The sequence below is a fragment of the Sporosarcina pasadenensis genome, assembly GCF_047228845.1.
In the GTDB taxonomy this organism is placed as follows: Bacteria; Bacillota; Bacilli; order Bacillales_A; family Planococcaceae; genus Sporosarcina.
The window spans coordinates 25,714-42,538 of sequence record NZ_JBFEGM010000013.1; the positions used below are offsets into that span (position 1 = coordinate 25,714).

20 protein-coding genes are annotated in these 16,825 nt (G+C 42.3%); 5 read left to right on the plus strand and 15 right to left on the minus strand.

Features of this window, described 5'->3' with window-relative positions; genetic code table 11:
* Positions 1-60: 60 nt before the first annotated feature.
* The 3 genes from copZ to AB1K89_RS15490 form a co-directional block, all read right to left on the minus strand.
* On the minus strand, positions 61-261 hold the full coding sequence (gene copZ / locus AB1K89_RS15480) for a copper chaperone CopZ (protein ID WP_413055609.1): 201 nt from the start codon (positions 259-261) through the stop codon (positions 61-63).
* Positions 262-340: 79 nt separating this feature from the next.
* On the minus strand, positions 341-628 hold the full coding sequence (locus tag AB1K89_RS15485; RefSeq protein WP_413055610.1) for a metal-sensitive transcriptional regulator: 288 nt from the start codon (positions 626-628) through the stop codon (positions 341-343).
* Positions 629-763: 135 nt separating this feature from the next.
* Positions 764-1,261, minus strand: coding sequence for a YusW family protein (locus AB1K89_RS15490; protein WP_413055611.1), 498 nt, complete (start codon positions 1,259-1,261; stop codon positions 764-766).
* A 141-nt stretch (positions 1,262-1,402) separates the two neighbouring features.
* Between AB1K89_RS15490 and AB1K89_RS15495 the strand changes: the two genes are divergently transcribed.
* Positions 1,403-1,915, plus strand: a complete 513-nt coding sequence (locus tag AB1K89_RS15495; protein WP_413055612.1) for a methylated-DNA--[protein]-cysteine S-methyltransferase — start codon at positions 1,403-1,405, stop codon at positions 1,913-1,915.
* 84 nt (positions 1,916-1,999) lie between these two features.
* Here AB1K89_RS15495 and AB1K89_RS15500 read toward each other — a convergent pair whose 3' ends face one another.
* The 3 genes from AB1K89_RS15500 to AB1K89_RS15510 form a co-directional block, all read right to left on the minus strand.
* Complete coding sequence (locus AB1K89_RS15500) at positions 2,000-2,224, minus strand: YgaP family membrane protein (protein ID WP_413055613.1); 225 nt, start codon at positions 2,222-2,224, stop codon at positions 2,000-2,002.
* Positions 2,225-2,309: 85 nt separating this feature from the next.
* Positions 2,310-3,239 (minus strand): DsbA family protein, encoded by a 930-nt coding sequence (locus tag AB1K89_RS15505; protein ID WP_413055614.1) that lies wholly within the window; start codon positions 3,237-3,239, stop codon positions 2,310-2,312.
* A gap of 1 nt (position 3,240) precedes the next feature.
* Positions 3,241-3,588 carry a winged helix-turn-helix transcriptional regulator gene (locus AB1K89_RS15510; RefSeq protein WP_413055656.1) on the minus strand — a complete coding sequence of 116 codons (348 nt, stop codon included), beginning with the start codon at positions 3,586-3,588 and terminating at the stop codon, positions 3,241-3,243.
* A 179-nt stretch (positions 3,589-3,767) separates the two neighbouring features.
* Between AB1K89_RS15510 and AB1K89_RS15515 the strand changes: the two genes are divergently transcribed.
* Positions 3,768-4,097, plus strand: coding sequence for a hypothetical protein (locus AB1K89_RS15515; RefSeq protein ID WP_413055615.1), 330 nt, complete (start codon positions 3,768-3,770; stop codon positions 4,095-4,097).
* Between the two features lie 4 nt (positions 4,098-4,101).
* On the opposite strand, the gene wrbA is transcribed toward AB1K89_RS15515, so the two are convergent.
* The 7 genes from wrbA to allW form a co-directional block, all read right to left on the minus strand.
* Entirely contained in the window at positions 4,102-4,713 is a 612-nt protein-coding gene (gene wrbA, locus AB1K89_RS15520) for an NAD(P)H:quinone oxidoreductase (RefSeq protein WP_413055616.1), read from the minus strand.
* Between the two features lie 118 nt (positions 4,714-4,831).
* Entirely contained in the window at positions 4,832-5,788 is a 957-nt protein-coding gene (locus AB1K89_RS15525) for a ring-cleaving dioxygenase (protein ID WP_413055617.1), read from the minus strand.
* Positions 5,789-5,934: 146 nt separating this feature from the next.
* A complete protein-coding gene (cdaS, locus tag AB1K89_RS15530; RefSeq protein WP_413055618.1) occupies positions 5,935-6,555 on the minus strand; it encodes a sporulation-specific diadenylate cyclase CdaS in 621 nt (206 codons plus the stop codon).
* A 190-nt stretch (positions 6,556-6,745) separates the two neighbouring features.
* Complete coding sequence (gene allC / locus AB1K89_RS15535; RefSeq protein ID WP_413055619.1) at positions 6,746-7,984, minus strand: allantoate deiminase; 1,239 nt, start codon at positions 7,982-7,984, stop codon at positions 6,746-6,748.
* 43 nt (positions 7,985-8,027) lie between these two features.
* A complete protein-coding gene (locus AB1K89_RS15540; protein ID WP_413055620.1) occupies positions 8,028-9,296 on the minus strand; it encodes an MFS transporter in 1,269 nt (422 codons plus the stop codon).
* A 70-nt stretch (positions 9,297-9,366) separates the two neighbouring features.
* Positions 9,367-10,698 carry an allantoinase gene (locus tag AB1K89_RS15545; protein WP_413055621.1) on the minus strand — a complete coding sequence of 444 codons (1,332 nt, stop codon included), beginning with the start codon at positions 10,696-10,698 and terminating at the stop codon, positions 9,367-9,369.
* Between the two features lie 30 nt (positions 10,699-10,728).
* Positions 10,729-12,159, minus strand: coding sequence for an allantoin permease (gene allW / locus AB1K89_RS15550; RefSeq protein ID WP_413055622.1), 1,431 nt, complete (start codon positions 12,157-12,159; stop codon positions 10,729-10,731).
* A 292-nt stretch (positions 12,160-12,451) separates the two neighbouring features.
* Here allW and AB1K89_RS15555 point away from each other — a divergent pair, with 292 nt between their 5' ends.
* From AB1K89_RS15555 to AB1K89_RS15565, 3 genes are all read left to right on the plus strand, one after another.
* On the plus strand, positions 12,452-12,835 hold the full coding sequence (locus AB1K89_RS15555; protein WP_252501621.1) for a RidA family protein: 384 nt from the start codon (positions 12,452-12,454) through the stop codon (positions 12,833-12,835).
* A gap of 250 nt (positions 12,836-13,085) precedes the next feature.
* Positions 13,086-14,069, plus strand: coding sequence for a ring-cleaving dioxygenase (locus AB1K89_RS15560; protein WP_413055623.1), 984 nt, complete (start codon positions 13,086-13,088; stop codon positions 14,067-14,069).
* A gap of 18 nt (positions 14,070-14,087) precedes the next feature.
* Positions 14,088-14,681: an NADPH-dependent FMN reductase gene (locus AB1K89_RS15565; RefSeq protein WP_413055624.1), complete on the plus strand. Its 594-nt coding sequence runs from the start codon at positions 14,088-14,090 to the stop codon at positions 14,679-14,681.
* A 609-nt stretch (positions 14,682-15,290) separates the two neighbouring features.
* On the opposite strand, the gene AB1K89_RS15570 is transcribed toward AB1K89_RS15565, so the two are convergent.
* Positions 15,291-15,521 carry a hypothetical protein gene (locus AB1K89_RS15570; protein WP_413055625.1) on the minus strand — a complete coding sequence of 77 codons (231 nt, stop codon included), beginning with the start codon at positions 15,519-15,521 and terminating at the stop codon, positions 15,291-15,293.
* A 4-nt stretch (positions 15,522-15,525) separates the two neighbouring features.
* Positions 15,526-16,821, minus strand: a complete 1,296-nt coding sequence (gene brnQ, locus AB1K89_RS15575) for a branched-chain amino acid transport system II carrier protein (RefSeq protein ID WP_413055626.1) — start codon at positions 16,819-16,821, stop codon at positions 15,526-15,528.
* Between the last annotated feature and the right edge of the window lie 4 nt (positions 16,822-16,825).

Here is a 16,825-nt window from a genome sequence, read left to right on the forward strand (position 1 = left end):
CGCATAATCCCTTCTCCAACCGCTCTATACCCCCACGTGGTGTAAGCGGAATGCTTTCAATCAAGCGATGTCATAGCCTTGGTCTTCAATCGTTTCTTTGATTTCCTTCAACGTAGCTTCGTTTTCAAACTCGACAGATACTTCCTTTTTGCCTAAATCTACTGCTACTGCGGAAACGCCAGTTAAGCTTCCTACGCTATTTTCAATTGAACTGACGCAATGATTGCATGACATGCCTTCTACTTTTAGCACTTCTTTCATGTTGAACAAACCTCCCTACTCATACTAATTTTCAATATACCATACCCCTCGAAGGTATGACAATAAATTGGTTTTTAGACTATTTGGTCATTGTTTTCATGACGCTCATCAGCTCTTGAATAGCCGCCTCGCCATCCTGCCCTTTTATCGCTTTCACGACGCAATGATGCGTATGATCTTCCAATAGGGCAAGGGAAATCTTGTTCATTGCAGATTGAATTGCACTAATTTGGTGTAGGATGTCTACGCAGTAGCGGTCATTCTCAATCATTTGATGAACGCCTCTCACTTGCCCTTCTATCCGTTTTAAACGGTTTAACAACTGTTGTTTGTTCGGTTGGACCGTTTTCTTAATCGTTTCGGACATACGTATCACCTCCGATTCGCTCACATACCCTATACCCCTATAATATCGGATTTTTCAATAATAAGCAAGTATTCATCGACCGTTACCTCCAAACAAAAAACAAACGTGATATGACTCACGTTTGCTAGAAGAGCTTTATTTATTTGTTTTGTCATCAAATTCTATTTTCGTTCCATCATTAAATGTGATTTCCAGATCAAATTTTGTATAGTCAGTCGGCAGGTTGAAGGTTTTCAATACTTCTGCAATCGCTTCATCCTTGTTCGTTTGCTGTGTGATTGTCAACTTTTGAACAAGAGGATACAACTCATCGAATGCCTCTGTTCCATCTTTCCTGACATGATTCAATTCATCTTCAATTTTAGCTATAACAGTGCCTACGCTTTTCGTCTCGAGTTCCGCTTCGTACTCGTGATCGCCTGCATATTCAACTTCCAATTCAAATTCTACATAATCCAGTTCATCCATATTTTGCAGCATGTCCGCAGGAGTCTCCTCTTTTATAGTCTCTTCTTTTACATCCACAGGAGTCTCCTCTTTTGCGGTTGGCTTTTCTTTTTGGCCATCCGCACCACAGCCGATCAACATGAGAGATAGCGCACCGGCAAATGATAATGCACCAATTTTTTTCATTCAAATGACCTCCGATCTATTTGATTCTTTACCCCTTCCTTAACACTTTTAATCAACGCAAGCGGTACGCAGCATATCTTTTACATCTAAATAGAAGGTATAATAAGCACAACAACTAGGCTAGAAGGGGGGGGAGAGCATATGGAGCAAAACAATGAGGATATCGTCTATTGGATGCTGTTGAACTATGGGCAGTGGAATATATACATCGCTGCAACGAATGAAGGACTTTGCTATGCAGGGCCACACAACGCACCATTCGATGAGCTTGCTGATTGGACGAAGAAACGACTTCCTACGCATCATCTACTTGAGGACCGAACTGTCATGGAGCCTTATGCAAGAGAACTCATTGACTACGTGGAAGGGAAACGGAAAGAGTTTACAATAGCACTAGATCTGCATGGGACCCCGTTTCAACGATCCGTTTGGAAGGCTTTGCTTGAAATACCGTATGGACAAACGGTTTCCTATTCGGATATAGCGGAAAGGATTCAAAATCCGAAATCTGTACGTGCAGTCGGAGCTGCAATCGGAGCCAATCCACTTTTGATTACCGTCCCTTGCCACCGCGTTGTCGGGAAAAATGGGAGTTTGACAGGCTTTCGGGGTGGTTTGGAAATGAAGAAGCAATTATTGGATCTTGAAAAATAAGGTTTGGACAGAAAAATGGGCTTGGGGAAAGTAAGAAGTGTGCAAGTTGTGACTCGGCACACTTCTTTTTTTCCCTCCACCTATTTACTCCAACAGATCCGTCATCGGGCAGTATCGCGTGACTCCTTCAGCAACTTTTTGCGCACCCATCATTGAAAAGAATATTTGAGCACTAGAAGGTTTTTCCCTAGCCATTTTTGCAATGGACCATGCAAGTATAGTCAATCCGCCCGCAATCCTGACCATTGAATTTACTGTACCGATATTTTGTTTCATCTGCTTCTCCTCCTTCCACATGATTGCTGCCATCTTAGAATTCCCCTCCCATTTCGAATTAAACGGAAGTGCCAAATCATAACAAAAGCGGCATCCAATTGAGGAGCCGCTTTTAGTATTATGTTAGTTGAATATATTTTTCACCAAGAATCTCACTTACGGTGTAAGTATCTTGCGGCAATTTTTTTTGGAGGAAAACGTCGAACTCACTTTTTTCGATTGAATAATATTCTTCGATTTCGCGTGAGAACAGCAATTTTTCCTGTTGTATCAATTGCTCCAACCCGGAAAGCTGTTTCGGCTTTATTTTTTCAGCCGGCAACAATTGTTGGAGTGCATTCGAATAGTCCTCTAACGTTCGTGCACCGACGATCCTTACGCCTTTTTGTTCTTCATTCATCATGACGATTGTAGGGAATCCACGGACACCTAACTGGCGGACGAGCTGGAAGTCTTCATGTAATTTAGTGTCTGCTTCCGGAAGCTTGGATTGCTTAACGATTGCTTCCCCATCCAGCCCAACTTGATTGACAATATCGATTAAGACATCGTCTTGTGCAATGTTTTTATTGAATGCGAAGAGTTCTTCCCTCGCCCGGCGTAAAAATGTATTCGCTAGCTCAGGATGGTTTCCTTGAATCACCTTGTAGACCCGAGAAGGAATGAAAGAAGATGAGATTGGATTATCGTACCAAACGGTGCCATCGATTGGCATGCGCGAATGTTCACCGACTTCCCTCCAGTGACCAGCGACATCAGACGGTCCTGATATCCCGTTTGCAGTATCGACCGGATCATCCCCCCATTTTTCAAGTAATCCACCCATAAGCGTGTGCATATTGAAGTAATGTCCATATTGATGGACAAATTTTCGGAGTACCGGTTCCAATGCCCAACAATGCGAGCAGATCGGATCGGTTACATAATAAAGGTCAATCGTTTTTTTCGGTGCTGACAAATCGATGAATTCCATTGTACCCAAGTCGTCCCCAGCTGGCCCACAAATACCTGTTTCCATATCACATACCATATTATTATTTCTCTCCATTTTACTTCCCCTTTTCTCTTGTATGATCGGATACATCAAGTTCAATATGCCGTTGTGCCCAAGCCTGTATTGGTTGCAGGGCTAGTGCTAGTTGTTGTCCCGCTTCGGACAAATGATACGAAATGATGACAGGAGTTCCTTCTGTCACTTTTTTTACGACTAAGCCATGTTCGCTGAGTTCGGTCAATTTCATTGAAAGCGCCCGCGGGGTAATTTCAGGCAAGTCGCGCTTCATATCGGAAAAGTGAGCAGTGAACTCGGGACAATTCGACAAGTAATGAATAATGAGCCCGTTCCAACGCCTTCCCAAAATTTCGAAACACGATTCTAAATAGGGACATACTTTAATGGGTACCACCTCCATTGATTAATTTCAGTATATAACGATATAAAAAGTATATCAAGTATAAAGATTATACAACCGTAGATTATATAAAATTTAAAAAGCCGCCACTAGTTGGCAGCACACTGTCATTTCAACGCCAATGCAATACCAGGGTGCTTGCTTTGGGCGCAGGATAGCTCACTTTGGACGCGGATGCGCTTGCTTTGGACGCAGGTGCCCTACCTTTTTTGAGCGCCGGATCCATCATTTTGAGCGCGGGATACCTCACTTTGAGCGCCGGATCCATCATTTTGAGCGCCGGATACCTCACTTTGAGCGCCGGATCCATCATTTTGAGCGCCGAATACCTCACTTTGAGCGCCGGATGCATCATTTTGAGCGCCGGATACCTCACTTTGAGCGCCGGATGCATCATTTTGAGCGCCGAATACCTCACTTTGAGCGCCGGATACCTCACTTTGAGCGCAGACATAAAAAGGAGTTGTCCAGAATTGGACAACCCCCTTCAATAAAATCTTATTGATTTCCTTTTTTAACCCACTCTGCAACTGTAACCGTGCGTTTTGCTTGGTGCTTAACAGCAGCCTGCACATCCTCAATCATTTTACCGTTTTGATCGACTGTTACACTTGTCCCATATGGATTTCCCCCTGCGCCGAAAATAACCGGATCAGTGTAACCAGGAGTTGCAATAATAGCGCCCCAGTGCATCATAGATGTATACAAGGACAATAGTGTAGCTTCTTGGCCACCATGAGGATTTTGTGCAGAAGTCATGGCACTCACCACTTTATTGACCGTCTTTCCACTCGCCCACAACCCGCCTTGAATATCTAGGAATTGCTTCATTTGTGATGGCATATTTCCAAATCTGGTCGGGACACTGAATATGATGGCATCCGCCCATTCAAGATCCTCCGATGTAGCTACCGGGATGTCTTTTGTCGCTTCGACAGTCGATTTCCAAGCTTCATTGCCCTCTATGACAGATTGCGGAGCTAACTCTTGTACTTTTAACACTCTAACTTCAGCACCTGCTTCTGTTGCTCCTGCTTCAGCCCATTGTGCTAGTTGATAGTTTGTACCACCCATACTGTAAAAAATTACAGCTACATTTACATTTGTCATTTTTTCCATCTCCTTTGCTTTCCCGAATAATTTATCTAAAAAACCCATCGTTGCACCTGCTTCTTTGGAATTTGAAACCATACTGTTCTCTTATTCCCCTATAAGATGAGTTTTATTCTTATAATTGATGTCTTGATTCATCTAGTTCCCTTACCTGAATCGGTATAAGCCTACGTTCAAGCTGTTCCCGGTACTGTTCATATTTGACAGGCAACATTAATTTCTCTCCCATTGTTTCATATGTTTCATCATGGGCAAATCCGGGTGTATCTGTTGCAATTTCAAATAGAATTTCTCCATGTTCTCTAAAATAAATGGCGTTAAAATAATTTCTATCTTGAACAGGGGTTACGCCATATCCAAATCCTTCGATATGCTTTTTCCATTCCAACTGATCCTGGTCATTGTCGGCCCTCCATGCAATATGGTGAACGGTGCCAACCCCCATAAGGCCACTTCCGTTGGTTGTCATTTTCAGATCAATTACATTGCCTATATCGCTGGATGAACGAAAACGAACGATATCCCCTTCTTCTCCAACTTTTTCAAGCCCCATCACTTTTTCTAATAGTTCAGCTGTTTTTTCAGGTTGTTTGGATAGAAGCGTTGCTCCACCAAACCCTCTAATTGCAACGTCCGCAGTAATTCCGCCGAATTCCCAATTATCCTTTTCCCCTCCTACTCTCTCCACGATTTCGAGGTGAAGGCCATGGGGATCATCAAACGTCAAATGATCCTCTCCAAAACGTTGTGATTTGGTGAAAGGGACGTTATATTTCTTCAACCTGTTTTCCCAAAAGACAAGTGCACCTTCTGGAATGACATATGATGTAACACCTACTTGACCATCACCAATTACTCCTTGGCGGGCTCCTGCCCATGGAAAGAATGTGATGATTGTACCTGGATGACCCCCTTCATCACCAAAGTAGAGGTGATACGTTCCCGGATCATCAAAGTTAACTGTTTGCTTCACTAAACGTAACCCTAGGACTCCTGCGTAAAAATCCACATTCTCTTGAGGATGCCCTACAATCGCACTGATATGATGGATTCCTCTTGTTTTTTTACTCAATGAATTCGCCGCTCCTTTGCAATGAATTTTTCTTTTTCTAAAACAAGCCATCTTGTTATGAAATAAATTACGCTGTATCTAATTATCTTGAATTCGAGGTAATAGTATAGATTTTATTACGATTTGTCAATATCAACTCAGAGGAGCTATAAGGAAAAATGAGCAGTAACAGGATAAGATTTTCCATTTATTGAAAAGGAAATCTTGCCTGTCTCCTCTGATACAACAAGTACTAGGGCATCACTTTGTTCGGATAATCCTAAAGCCGCCCGATGCCGTGTGCCAAGTTTTTTATCACCCGCATTTCTAGTTGACAACGGAAGAACATTTGCTGCGGAAACAATCCGGTTATGATTGATCAAAACAGCGCCATCATGAAGCGGGCTTCCAGGGTAGAAAATCGACTCCAATAAAGAATGGGTCACATCCGCCTCTATTGGAATACCCGCTTTTAGTAAGGCTTCAAGCGAATCTTCCCTTTGAATAACGATTAAACCGCCATGCCTCATCCTCGCCAAATTTTGTACGCAAATTGACAACTCAGAGTACTTGTCAGTGAAAGGAGACAAATAACAATTTAAATAAAATGTAGCGGCTTTCATTTCGATATCTAAAAAGTCTTCTTTAATTTTCTCAATAGTACTCAGGAGACAATTATTTTCGTTATCGATTGCTTCTAAATTGTTTTGTAAGGCTGTTATGATTTCATGTATATCCTCTTTTAACGTTTGTTTCATTGGTGAGAAATCGCAATTCACTTCCTTCACTAGAATGCATCTCCTTTTTCAACAATTTGTCCTTAAATTGTTCCCAATCCATTGCTTTTATTCATTTTACTGAGGTACATCCCTGCTACAAATTTCATCAAGACTAAAAAGAAGGCGCAGAAAAAATCAATCGCTTTTCTGCACCTCCTTTGGAAATCACTAATTTTGGTAGGACCGTCTTTTTTAGTTGTTACTCCTTGTAAGCCAATGCATACAGGGAATTCATCAATGCTTGAACGCCCACCGCCAACTGTTCCGGACTTGTATATTCCAAAGGATTATGGCTGATCCCCTCCCGGCTTGGTACAAATATCATTGCTGTCGGCAGGACTGGCGCAATGATTTGTGAATCATGGCCTGCACCACTATGCATCATCTTATAATTGAAGCCATTTTCTTTCGTTTGCTTCTCAATGGCTGCAACGATTTGTTTATCCATAGGAATCGGATCCTCATCCATCCACATATCAATAGTTGTTTCCACGCCAGACTCGGCAGCAATCTTTTGGATGATAGCTGTCAGTTCCTCTGTAAATTTTACAAGAACCTCTTTTTCGGTGTGTCGAACGTCCAACGTAAATAATGCTTCTCCTGGAACGACGTTTACGGTATTCGGTTTGACCTCGATTTTCCCTACCGTCGCAACGAGCGGATCGCCATATTCTTTTGCCCTGCTGATGATGCTGTTAATTATTTGGCTAGCGGCAAATAAAGCATCCTTACGATACCCCATAGGAGTAGTCCCTGCATGGTTCGCCACACCTTTTACCTCAACCGTAAAACGTCTCTGCCCGACAATGCTATGGACAACTCCAATATCTTTTCCTTCCTTTTCCAAGACATTGCCTTGTTCAATATGGATTTCGACAAATCCCTTCAAGTCACTCCGGAACGGTTTTGATTCATCTCTGAAATCAAAACCAGCTTCTCTCATAGCTTCTACAAATGGAACGTCGTTAAAATCCGTTATGTTTTCAACGTCCTCTTTTTTTGCTATGCCGACAAAATTTTTGGAACCCCAGAAAGCGTAAGGGAATCGGCTTCCTTCTTCTTCGGCAAACGATACGACCTCAAGATTACGGAGCGGTTGTCCATATTTTTCTTTTAACAATCGAACGGCTAATATACCCGCTAAAATCCCGAATGCACCGTCCAATTTACCGCCGTTTTTCACTGTATCTACGTGAGAGCCGGTTAAAATTGTTTCATCTTTATACGTACTGCCCTCTAAACGGCCAAATAAATTTCCGATTTCGTCATAACGGGTAGTCAACCCATCTTCTTGCATTAATTGTTCTAACGCTTTCTGCGCCTCAACCCACTCTTTTGTATAAAGCAAGCGGGTAACCCCACCTTCGGAATCTTTTCCGAATTCACCTAACCACTCTTCAAGGTGAGCAATTTCACGTGTTACATCTTTCACATTCATCTGCCCCTTTTTTAATTTAATTATAATATACCCTTACTGTTTATTAATTTTTATGCAACTGCACTTTTACTTTTGGACCTTCTTTAAAGAACATCATTATTACGAACCCAACTGCTAGAACAACAACCGCTGAGTAAAATCCTGCAGTCATGCTGCCCGTTTTATCAGCGAGAAAGCCGACGAACCAAGGGGCGATAACCGATGAAATCATGCCTACGAAATTAAAAAGACCGAAAGCAATCCCATACACTGATTTATCGACGTTTTCGGATATAGATGCGAGAAGAATCGGATCCAGCGCGATCTTGCCAAATAACCCGTAAATTAATAACGCTGTAATCAGCAATCCCGTACTTTGAACATAGACAGTTGCCCATAAAGCGATCGCAGCGATTGGAATGAGCACGAATGCGAAAGGCTTCTTCCGACCTAAGCGATCGGATATATAACTGGCGACAAGCGCCCCTGGAATAGAAGCTAATGGAACTAAAGCCGATATTAAACCAACTTGACTGCCTTGGAATCCTCTTTCCGTTTCCAAAAACTTCGGCAACCACGTGACAACGACCGTAAACCCGTAAAGAGAACAAAATAAGACGAGGAACGTAATCAGCAGATTACGGTTTTTAAGTAATGAAAGAATTGAAACTTTTTCTCCGCTCTCTAGAGGTTTTTCTTGTCGTTGCTTTAGTGTTTCCGGTCTTTTTTCTTTGACCAATACCGTAATTAATATTCCGACAAGAATTGTCAGCACGCCGAAGATATAAAAAGGTACCGTCCAATTCATTCCTTTTTCTAACACCAATGTGCTCGACAGGATGAAGCCGAAAGCAATTCCTATCCCTGACCCACTGTTAATGATGGCACTCCCAACGGTTCTATTTTTTTCCGGTATCGCTTCAGACGATAGGGCGAATTGGGGACTAAAATAGGTTGCTGATGAAAGCCCCGCAAGTGCACGAGCGACCAAAAAGCCTGTGAAACCAGCCATGAGGCCACTGACACCAGTTAAAATCCCGTATAAGATAAAACCGATGACAAGTAATTTCTTCCTGCCAAATTTATCACTGAAAGCTCCCACAGGAATTTGGGCAATCGTGTACGTTAGAAAGAATATACTATTGACCAGTCCGAGCTGGGAATTGTTCAAGTCATACTCCAAACCAATATGCCCTAAGATAGGATTCAAGAAATATTTATTGGCATTTATAAACATCCATCCTAGTGAGAATGCAAAAACCACTTTCCACCAATAGGGAATCGTGAATTTCTTTTTCTGTTCCATTTGAGGTTGCGCTTCCTTTGGTGTCATTTAAGAAATCCCTCTCCCCTCGATAACTTTTATGGTGTACGGTTATCATTATCCATTCCAATGTCAGTTCTTATTTTGTTATTGGTTGTCCGTTTTCAAACACTATTTCCCCGCCGACAATTGTCTTCTTCACTGCCCCTTTAAATGTCATGCCGATATAAGGCGAGTGTTGATGACGGTAAAACAGATCCTCTTTCTTCAGTTCAAAGCTTTCGTTCAAGTCGACGAGTGTCAAATCAGCATCATAGTCAACTGCAATCGTCCCTTTTGTTGTCAGCCCGAATATTTTCGCAGGGTTTGTTGCCGTCAATTCAACAATTTTCTCCAATGGAAGATTGCGTTTGAAATGCCCTTCCGTCAAAAGAATATTCAACATGGACTGGGCTCCTGAAATTCCACCCCATCCATCAAAGATATTATCGCTAATCACTTTCATTGATGCTGGCGCAGGGGAATGGTCGGAGCCGATCGTGTCAATTTCTCCATTTGCGACTGCTGTCCATAATTCATCCACTTCTTCTTGATCTCTTAATGGAGGGGCACATTTTGCGATAACGCCTTGTTCCTCCAGGTCTTTTACAGTCAGTGATAAATAATGCGGACACGTTTCAACGGTTATGTCGACGCCTCTTTGTTTTGCATCGTTAATCACTTCAACGACTTTCCGGCTGCTTGCATGCACGATATGAAGTTTACAGCCCGTCAGTTCTGCATAGGAAAGTATTCTTCGGACCGCTTCAATCTCCGAAATGACTGGACGTGATTCTACATAATCTCTCGCTGTTACTTTGCCTTGACCTATTCTTTCCTCTGCAAGCTGTTCACACATTACCGTACTTTCAGCGTGAACGGCTAATAGAGATCCTAATGACGCAATCTCTCTCATTCCTTTATAAATCGTTTCATCATCAACATTGTGGAAATCGTCAATGCCGCTCGGTGACATGAACGCCTTGAATCCGATAACTCCGTTTTCATGAAGATCCTTTAAATCAGCCAAGTTTTCAGGTACAAGCCCGCCCCAATAATATGGATTCACTATGGATTTTTTCTCTGCCAATTCACGTTTCATCTCTAAATTGGCTTTATTGATCGTAGGGGGCGTACTATTCAGCGGCATATCGAAAAATGATGTCGCCCCGCCGGCAGCTAAGCTTCTGCTCCCTGTCTCCAACCCTTCCCATTCCGTTCTGCCCGGCTCATTAAAATGGACATGAGAATCGATTACACCCGGAAGAACATGCAACCCATCAGCATTTATTTCACGAGCTGCCGTTGCTTCGATCGGTTTTCCGACAGACACTTCCATGATCTTTCCGTTCTTAACAGCGATATCTCCTTGAACTGTTGAATCAGCCGTAACAATCGTTCCGTTTTTAATGATCAAATCGTATTTTCCCATCGTAAATCCCTCCATATTTTTTCATTCAATTCAATGTGCCCTATTTGTTCTACGCGTCTCCAGTACGCTGTATAGAATAAAGGCTGAAATAATTCCTACAAACCAAGACATTTCATATAACGGTTCAAAGAACGAGACAAAATTACCGATTAAGCAAAGCACCCCAGAAAAAGCTAATGTTATTAGGGCATTTCCATTAAAACCGTTTTTGTAATTATATTTTCCGTTCTTCGAATACAATTCACCCAAGTCGATTTCTGTTTTTGAAACTACATAATAATGGGCGAGCATAACACCTGCGATGGGAGCCAATAATCCGCCGATAATACTTAAGAATGTAAAGATACTTGTCGCATTCTCCATCAATTTCCACGGCATGACGAGTACGCCAATGACCGCGGCAATCGTTGCACCTGATTTAAATGTCAGCTTTTTCGGGAATAGCGATGCCAATTGATAACCGGCGGGAACAATATTACCTGTCACGTTCACCGATAATGTCGTCAAACAAAGGGTTAGGACAGATACCGCTATTGCAAAAGTACTGTCAAATCGGGCAACGACATCAAGCACATTCCAAATAGGTGTTCCAAAGGCAATTTCAGACCCTACAATGATCGAAATACTTGCGATAGCAAATAATAAATAGGTAACAATTAACCCGACTGTTTGGCCGATTGCCTGACTTTTCGTAGAGACGGCCAGTCTTGTGAAGTCCGAAACACTTACTATCGGAGCCGCCCAAGCAGCAATGACAGCAGTGATTGCTGCTATGAAGATGACCACTGGATTTCCACTGACTCCATTACCTGTGTAAGCTAAAATCGGGCCAATCCCTCCGGCTAATTTAATTGCCCAAATTGCCATTCCGCCAAAAACAACATAGACAATCGGAGAGAGGATGTTTGTAAACTTCCCTAAAAATTTCATTCCCCCATAAATTAAAGCTACGTTGAACAGCCAAAATAGTAGGAATGAAATTAACCCAGGCAATGACAATCCCAAAAGACTCCAATTCCCGCCCAATGTCAAGAACGGCGGCCACATCTTCGCAATGAGAATGGACAAGGCTTGGCTTCCTGCGTATGTTTGAAAACCAAACCACATAATTGCGGCGATTACCCCTCTCAATATCCCTGGAACCATTGCGCCCTTCGTTCCAAAAGATGAGCGGATTAACATAGCAAAGGGCAAACCATATTTAGATCCAGCCTGCCCATTCAACACCATTACTACCGATATAATAATCGATGCAACCATGATGGCAGCGAAAACTTGTCCAACAGACAACCCTAAAGCAAAAAGTCCGCCGATGGCAATATAGTTCGGAATATTATGTACGGAACCCATCCATACAGACGCATAATTTCCAATGCTCCAGCTTCGTTCCTCTGGCTTCGTCGGCAAGATATCATCGTTAAATCCTTCTGTTTTTAAATGCTCTCGATTGAGTTCCTCCAATCGGATCGACCCCCTGGTTAGGATTGAATTTGCATGTATTCAATACACAAAGTCTTTATACACTTGTATGTTCGACTAATCCGCCCTCATTATTCATCGTTGTGCAAACTCGGTTTTCCCTATTATGCGTCTCATCTTACTTCTATATCCAATAAGCTTTGCATTGCAAACATACAAGTGCTATATCTGCCGATAACAGGAGGTTTGTATGATGAAAATACTCAACTTCTATACAAAAAGAGCTGATTAAGCTATGATGGAATATCAGCTCATAAATGAAGGAGGAATTATGATGGCAAGAAAAGCTTATGAGGTAAAGGGCTCAACAGCATCAGGTCCATACTCGGCTGCGGTAGACGCGGGCGATTTAGTTTATTTATCCGGGCAAACCGCAATGAACTCCGCTTCTGCAGAAAACATTTCAGGTGACATCGGCAAACAAACAGAGCTTTGCTTTGATCATTTATTCGAGGCGTTGGAAGCAGCCAACCTAACACCTGATGATGTTGTAAAAGTAAATGTATACTTAACAGATATGAAGTATTTTTCCGCAATGAACGAGGTCTATGCAACGAAGTTTTCCAAACCTTATCCCGCAAGAACGTGTGTCGCAGTTTTAGCACTTCCACTTGGAGCAGACGTGGAAATCGAAGCGATTGCAAAAAAGCCTAATTAAACTGAAATTCAACTAGTGCAAAACAATATAGAAGGCGTCTGGAAAGAAGTATAACTACCTTTCCGGATGCTTTTTTCATTCTCCAAAACGAAATTATTGACGAGGAGTTATAGGCATGTTATTATTATCTTGAATTAAAGATAAATTAATTCAAACGAAAGTAATAGAACTAAAAAAAGTTAGTTGATAATCTAATATTTTTTTACTTATATATCTCGAATTCAAGATAAAGTATAGGGGGCCAATGCAAATGAACGAATTAAAAGGCATACATCACGTAACTGCCATTACAAGCAGTGCAGAGAAAATCTATGATTTCTTCACGTACACATTAGGTTTACGCCTCGTAAAGAAAACAGTGAACCAAGATGACATCCAGACGTATCATCTGTTTTTCGCAGACGATGCAGGCAATCCAGGAACGGATATGACATTCTTCGATTTCCCTGGAATTCAAAAAGGAGTACATGGAACAAACGAGATTTCCAAAACTTCCTTCCGTGTACCAAGCGATGCGGCACTGGAGTATTGGGTGAAACGCTTCGACAAATTTGACGTGAAGCACGAAGGCATACAGGAGCAATTTGGTAAAAAGATCTTGTCATTTGTAGACTTTGACGATCAGCAATACCAACTCATTTCTGATGAGTTCAATAAAGGAGTAGAATCGGGAACTCCATGGCAAAAAGGCCCAATCCCTTTGGAGTTTGCCATTACAGGACTTGGACCTATCCATATCCGCACATCATTCTTCGATCATGTGAGAGAAATTTTGGAGAAAGTATTTGTGATGAAGGAAATTGCACAAGAAGAGTCATTCCATTTATTCGAAATGGGCGAGGGCGGCAACGGTGCTCAAATAGTTGTTGAATATAACACTGTTCTCCCACAAGCTCGACAAGGATTTGGCACCGTCCATCATACGGCGTTTCGTGTAGATAACCGCGCGGACATAGATGCATGGCAAAAACGCCTTCATGGCTTCCAATTGCCGAACTCGGGCTATGTAGAACGTTATTACTTCGGCTCCTTGTATACGAGAATCGCACCTTCCATTCTGTTCGAATTGGCAACGGACGGTCCTGGTTTCATGGGAGATGAGCCGTATGAAACACTTGGTGAAAAGCTATCATTACCGCCATTCTTTGAAAACAAACGCGAAGAAATCGAGGGCCTTGTACGACCAATCGACACTGTTCGCAGTACAAAGAACTTTGATAAAGAATATTTTTGAGGAGGTGAAATTTTAAGGATGGGACTTTTTGATAAATTATTTGGATCTAAACAACAGGAGGAAAAAACAATGACAAATTTAAATATCGGTATAATTTTAGGGTCGACTCGTGAAGGACGTGTAAGCCCTCAAGTAGGTGCTTGGGTAAAAGAATTGGCAGATCAACGCGGAGACGCTACTTATACAGTAATTGATATCGCAGATTACAAATTGCCATTGCTCGGTGAGCCAGGAAGCGACGCTTCAGGAGCAGCTGCATGGTCAGAGATCGTCGGGAAACAGGACGGATTCGTCTTCATCGTTCAAGAATACAACCACTCCATTACTGGAGCTTTAAAAAACGCATTGGACTTCCTACGGGAAGAATGGAACAACAAAGCAGCAGGCATCGTATCATACGGTTCAGTAGGCGGTGCTCGTGCAGCAGAACATTTACGCGGCATCCTAGGTGAACTATCCGTAGCCGACGTTCGTGTCCACCCAGCTCTATCCCTATTCACTGATTTCGAAAACATGACTGAGTTCAAACCAGCGGAAGTACAAGCTACCTCCGTAAACCAAATGCTAGACCAAGTTATCCCTTGGGCAACAGCATTGAAAACAATTCGATAAGCTTTTATGTAATAGGTTCATCACAGAAAGTTAGTAAAAACCAACTTTCCGTGATGAACCGTTTTTTCTTATAAAATATACTGTTGATTTACGCTACAGGTGGACGCTTTCCGCGGGCGAGCGCTGAGCCGCTTCGTCGTTATGCTACGCTTCACTCCTGCAGGGTCTCAGCTGTCTCGCTTTTCCGCAGGAGTCGCCACCTTCCGCTTCAATCAACGGAGACACTATTCATCTAGTGTCTTAAGTGACGACAACTTCCTTGAAATGAAAAAAAAAATCCCTGTTAATAGTAAAATCAAGGCCGGAATTATAGCATAAGTAAAAAAGAATGTATAAATAGCTGCAAATACGCCTAGAGAAATTAAAAGTAAACATATAATAAATAAGAAGCTAGAAAAAAACTCTGTCATTTTAACTCCCCCCATGTAAAAATAAAGTATTTTAGTAAAGAGGCTTATATAAAATAAGGAAATCCACTTCACATTTATTGATTTAAAAATTTAGAGATATATCAATATGGACGAAAGGTTCATTATTTTGTTGCACTTGTTTTAACACGGAAGCACTCAATCTTTCCCCTATTGGGTAACTTCTTAACTTAGATGTGATTCATCTAAATCCGTAACGGATACCAGTGGATTGGAGTGGAAGGCAGCGACTCCAGCGAACACCGTCACGAAGAACGGTGTTTGCGAGCACAAGCGCAGCGTTGCGAGCAATGTTTTTGTGATCCTGAGAGATCAGGAAGCCGTGCCCGCGGAAAGCGTCTGCCAGGAACGGAAATCCACGGCCTTTAAAATAAAAAAAGAGTATGGAAAGAATAGTCGTTTCCATACCCATACTTTTAAACATCCCCCTTGACTTTATCCATCCCGTAACCAATCGCTGCAGCAACAAATGCAGGCAAGATCCAGCCGAGTCCGTGCTCAAAGAACGGCACAACACTTAGCACTCCCGTTAAGACTTCCATCTTGTAACCGATATTCGTCAATACTTCGTATAATGCAAAAATCGCTGTCACGGATACTGAAAGCCGATACATCATCTTCCCTCCACCTGCAAAATGCTGGAACAAGGAAAGGATCACTAACACAATGGAAATCGGGTAAATGAAAACTAACAAAGGCACTGCCAAACTAAGAATCGTATTTAACCCCAAATTAGACACCAACAAGCCGATTAATACAAAAATAGCGACATAAGAACGGTAATGAATTTTCGGATAAATTTCATTGAAAAATCTGGAACAGGCATTGATCAAGCCAACACAAGTCGTCAGACATGCCAAAGTGACAATTACACCGAACAGAAGCCCCCCGCCACTACCGAATAAAATGTCTGAAGCGACAGTCAAGATCTCTGCACCATTGGCAAAATCGTTTTCCCTCGGTATAACCCTTCCAATCCATCCTAAGGAGACGTAAACAACGGCAAGTCCAAGACCGGCTATGACACCTGCTCCCAATGTCCCTTTCACGAGCTCCGACTTGGATGTTGCACCTTTATCTTTCAGGGCGTTGATGACGACAATCCCGAACGCCAGCGCCGCCACAGCATCCATCGTGAAATACCCTTCGACGAACCCTTTGACGAATGGGGATGATGCATAATTTCCTACCGCAGGTGAAGCGATGTCCTCAAATTTAATGAAGGCACGGATTACAAGCAAAGCCAAGACTAGCAATAAAATAGGTGTTAAGAGCTGTCCGATGTGATCAACGATCTTCTTTGGATTTAAGCTAATAAAATAAGTCACTCCGAAAAATAGTAAGGAGAATAGAAATAGGGCAAGCCAGCCATCGACATCTACGATCTGTTTAACGCCTAATTCGTAAGCGACGTTTGAAGCTCTTGGAATACCATATAAAGCCCCGATTGACATGTAAATGATAATTGCAAAAATCAAGCCGAACAGTCCATGCACTCGGCTGCCAATAGATATTAGCCCGTTTTCAGACAGCGAGATGGCCATAACTGCCATGAATGGCAGCAGGACACCTGTAATAAGAAAACCGGTAATAGCCGGGCCAAAGTTATTCCCTGATTCCAACCCTAGAAGGGGTGGAAAGATCAGATTACCAGCCCCGAAAAATAATGAAAAGAGCATAAGCCCCGAAAACAACACATTTTTTCTACTCATCGTA

Coding starts and splice junctions, on each gene's coding strand:
- wrbA (WP_413055616.1), bottom strand. CDS start 4,713: ATGACAAATGTAAATGTAGCTGTAATTTTTTACAGTATGGGTGGTACA.
- AB1K89_RS15560 (WP_413055623.1), top strand. CDS start 13,086: ATGAACGAATTAAAAGGCATACATCACGTAACTGCCATTACAAGCAGT.
- allC (WP_413055619.1), bottom strand. CDS start 7,984: ATGAATGTGAAAGATGTAACACGTGAAATTGCTCACCTTGAAGAGTGG.
- AB1K89_RS15485 (WP_413055610.1), bottom strand. CDS start 628: ATGTCCGAAACGATTAAGAAAACGGTCCAACCGAACAAACAACAGTTG.
- AB1K89_RS15555 (WP_252501621.1), top strand. CDS start 12,452: ATGGCAAGAAAAGCTTATGAGGTAAAGGGCTCAACAGCATCAGGTCCA.
- brnQ (WP_413055626.1), bottom strand. CDS start 16,821: ATGAGTAGAAAAAATGTGTTGTTTTCGGGGCTTATGCTCTTTTCATTA.
- AB1K89_RS15495 (WP_413055612.1), top strand. CDS start 1,403: ATGGAGCAAAACAATGAGGATATCGTCTATTGGATGCTGTTGAACTAT.
- copZ (WP_413055609.1), bottom strand. CDS start 261: ATGAAAGAAGTGCTAAAAGTAGAAGGCATGTCATGCAATCATTGCGTC.
- AB1K89_RS15505 (WP_413055614.1), bottom strand. CDS start 3,239: ATGGAGAGAAATAATAATATGGTATGTGATATGGAAACAGGTATTTGT.
- AB1K89_RS15545 (WP_413055621.1), bottom strand. CDS start 10,698: ATGGGAAAATACGATTTGATCATTAAAAACGGAACGATTGTTACGGCT.
- AB1K89_RS15540 (WP_413055620.1), bottom strand. CDS start 9,296: ATGACACCAAAGGAAGCGCAACCTCAAATGGAACAGAAAAAGAAATTC.
- AB1K89_RS15500 (WP_413055613.1), bottom strand. CDS start 2,224: ATGGCAGCAATCATGTGGAAGGAGGAGAAGCAGATGAAACAAAATATC.
- AB1K89_RS15490 (WP_413055611.1), bottom strand. CDS start 1,261: ATGAAAAAAATTGGTGCATTATCATTTGCCGGTGCGCTATCTCTCATG.
- AB1K89_RS15570 (WP_413055625.1), bottom strand. CDS start 15,521: ATGGGTATGGAAACGACTATTCTTTCCATACTCTTTTTTTATTTTAAA.
- AB1K89_RS15565 (WP_413055624.1), top strand. CDS start 14,088: ATGGGACTTTTTGATAAATTATTTGGATCTAAACAACAGGAGGAAAAA.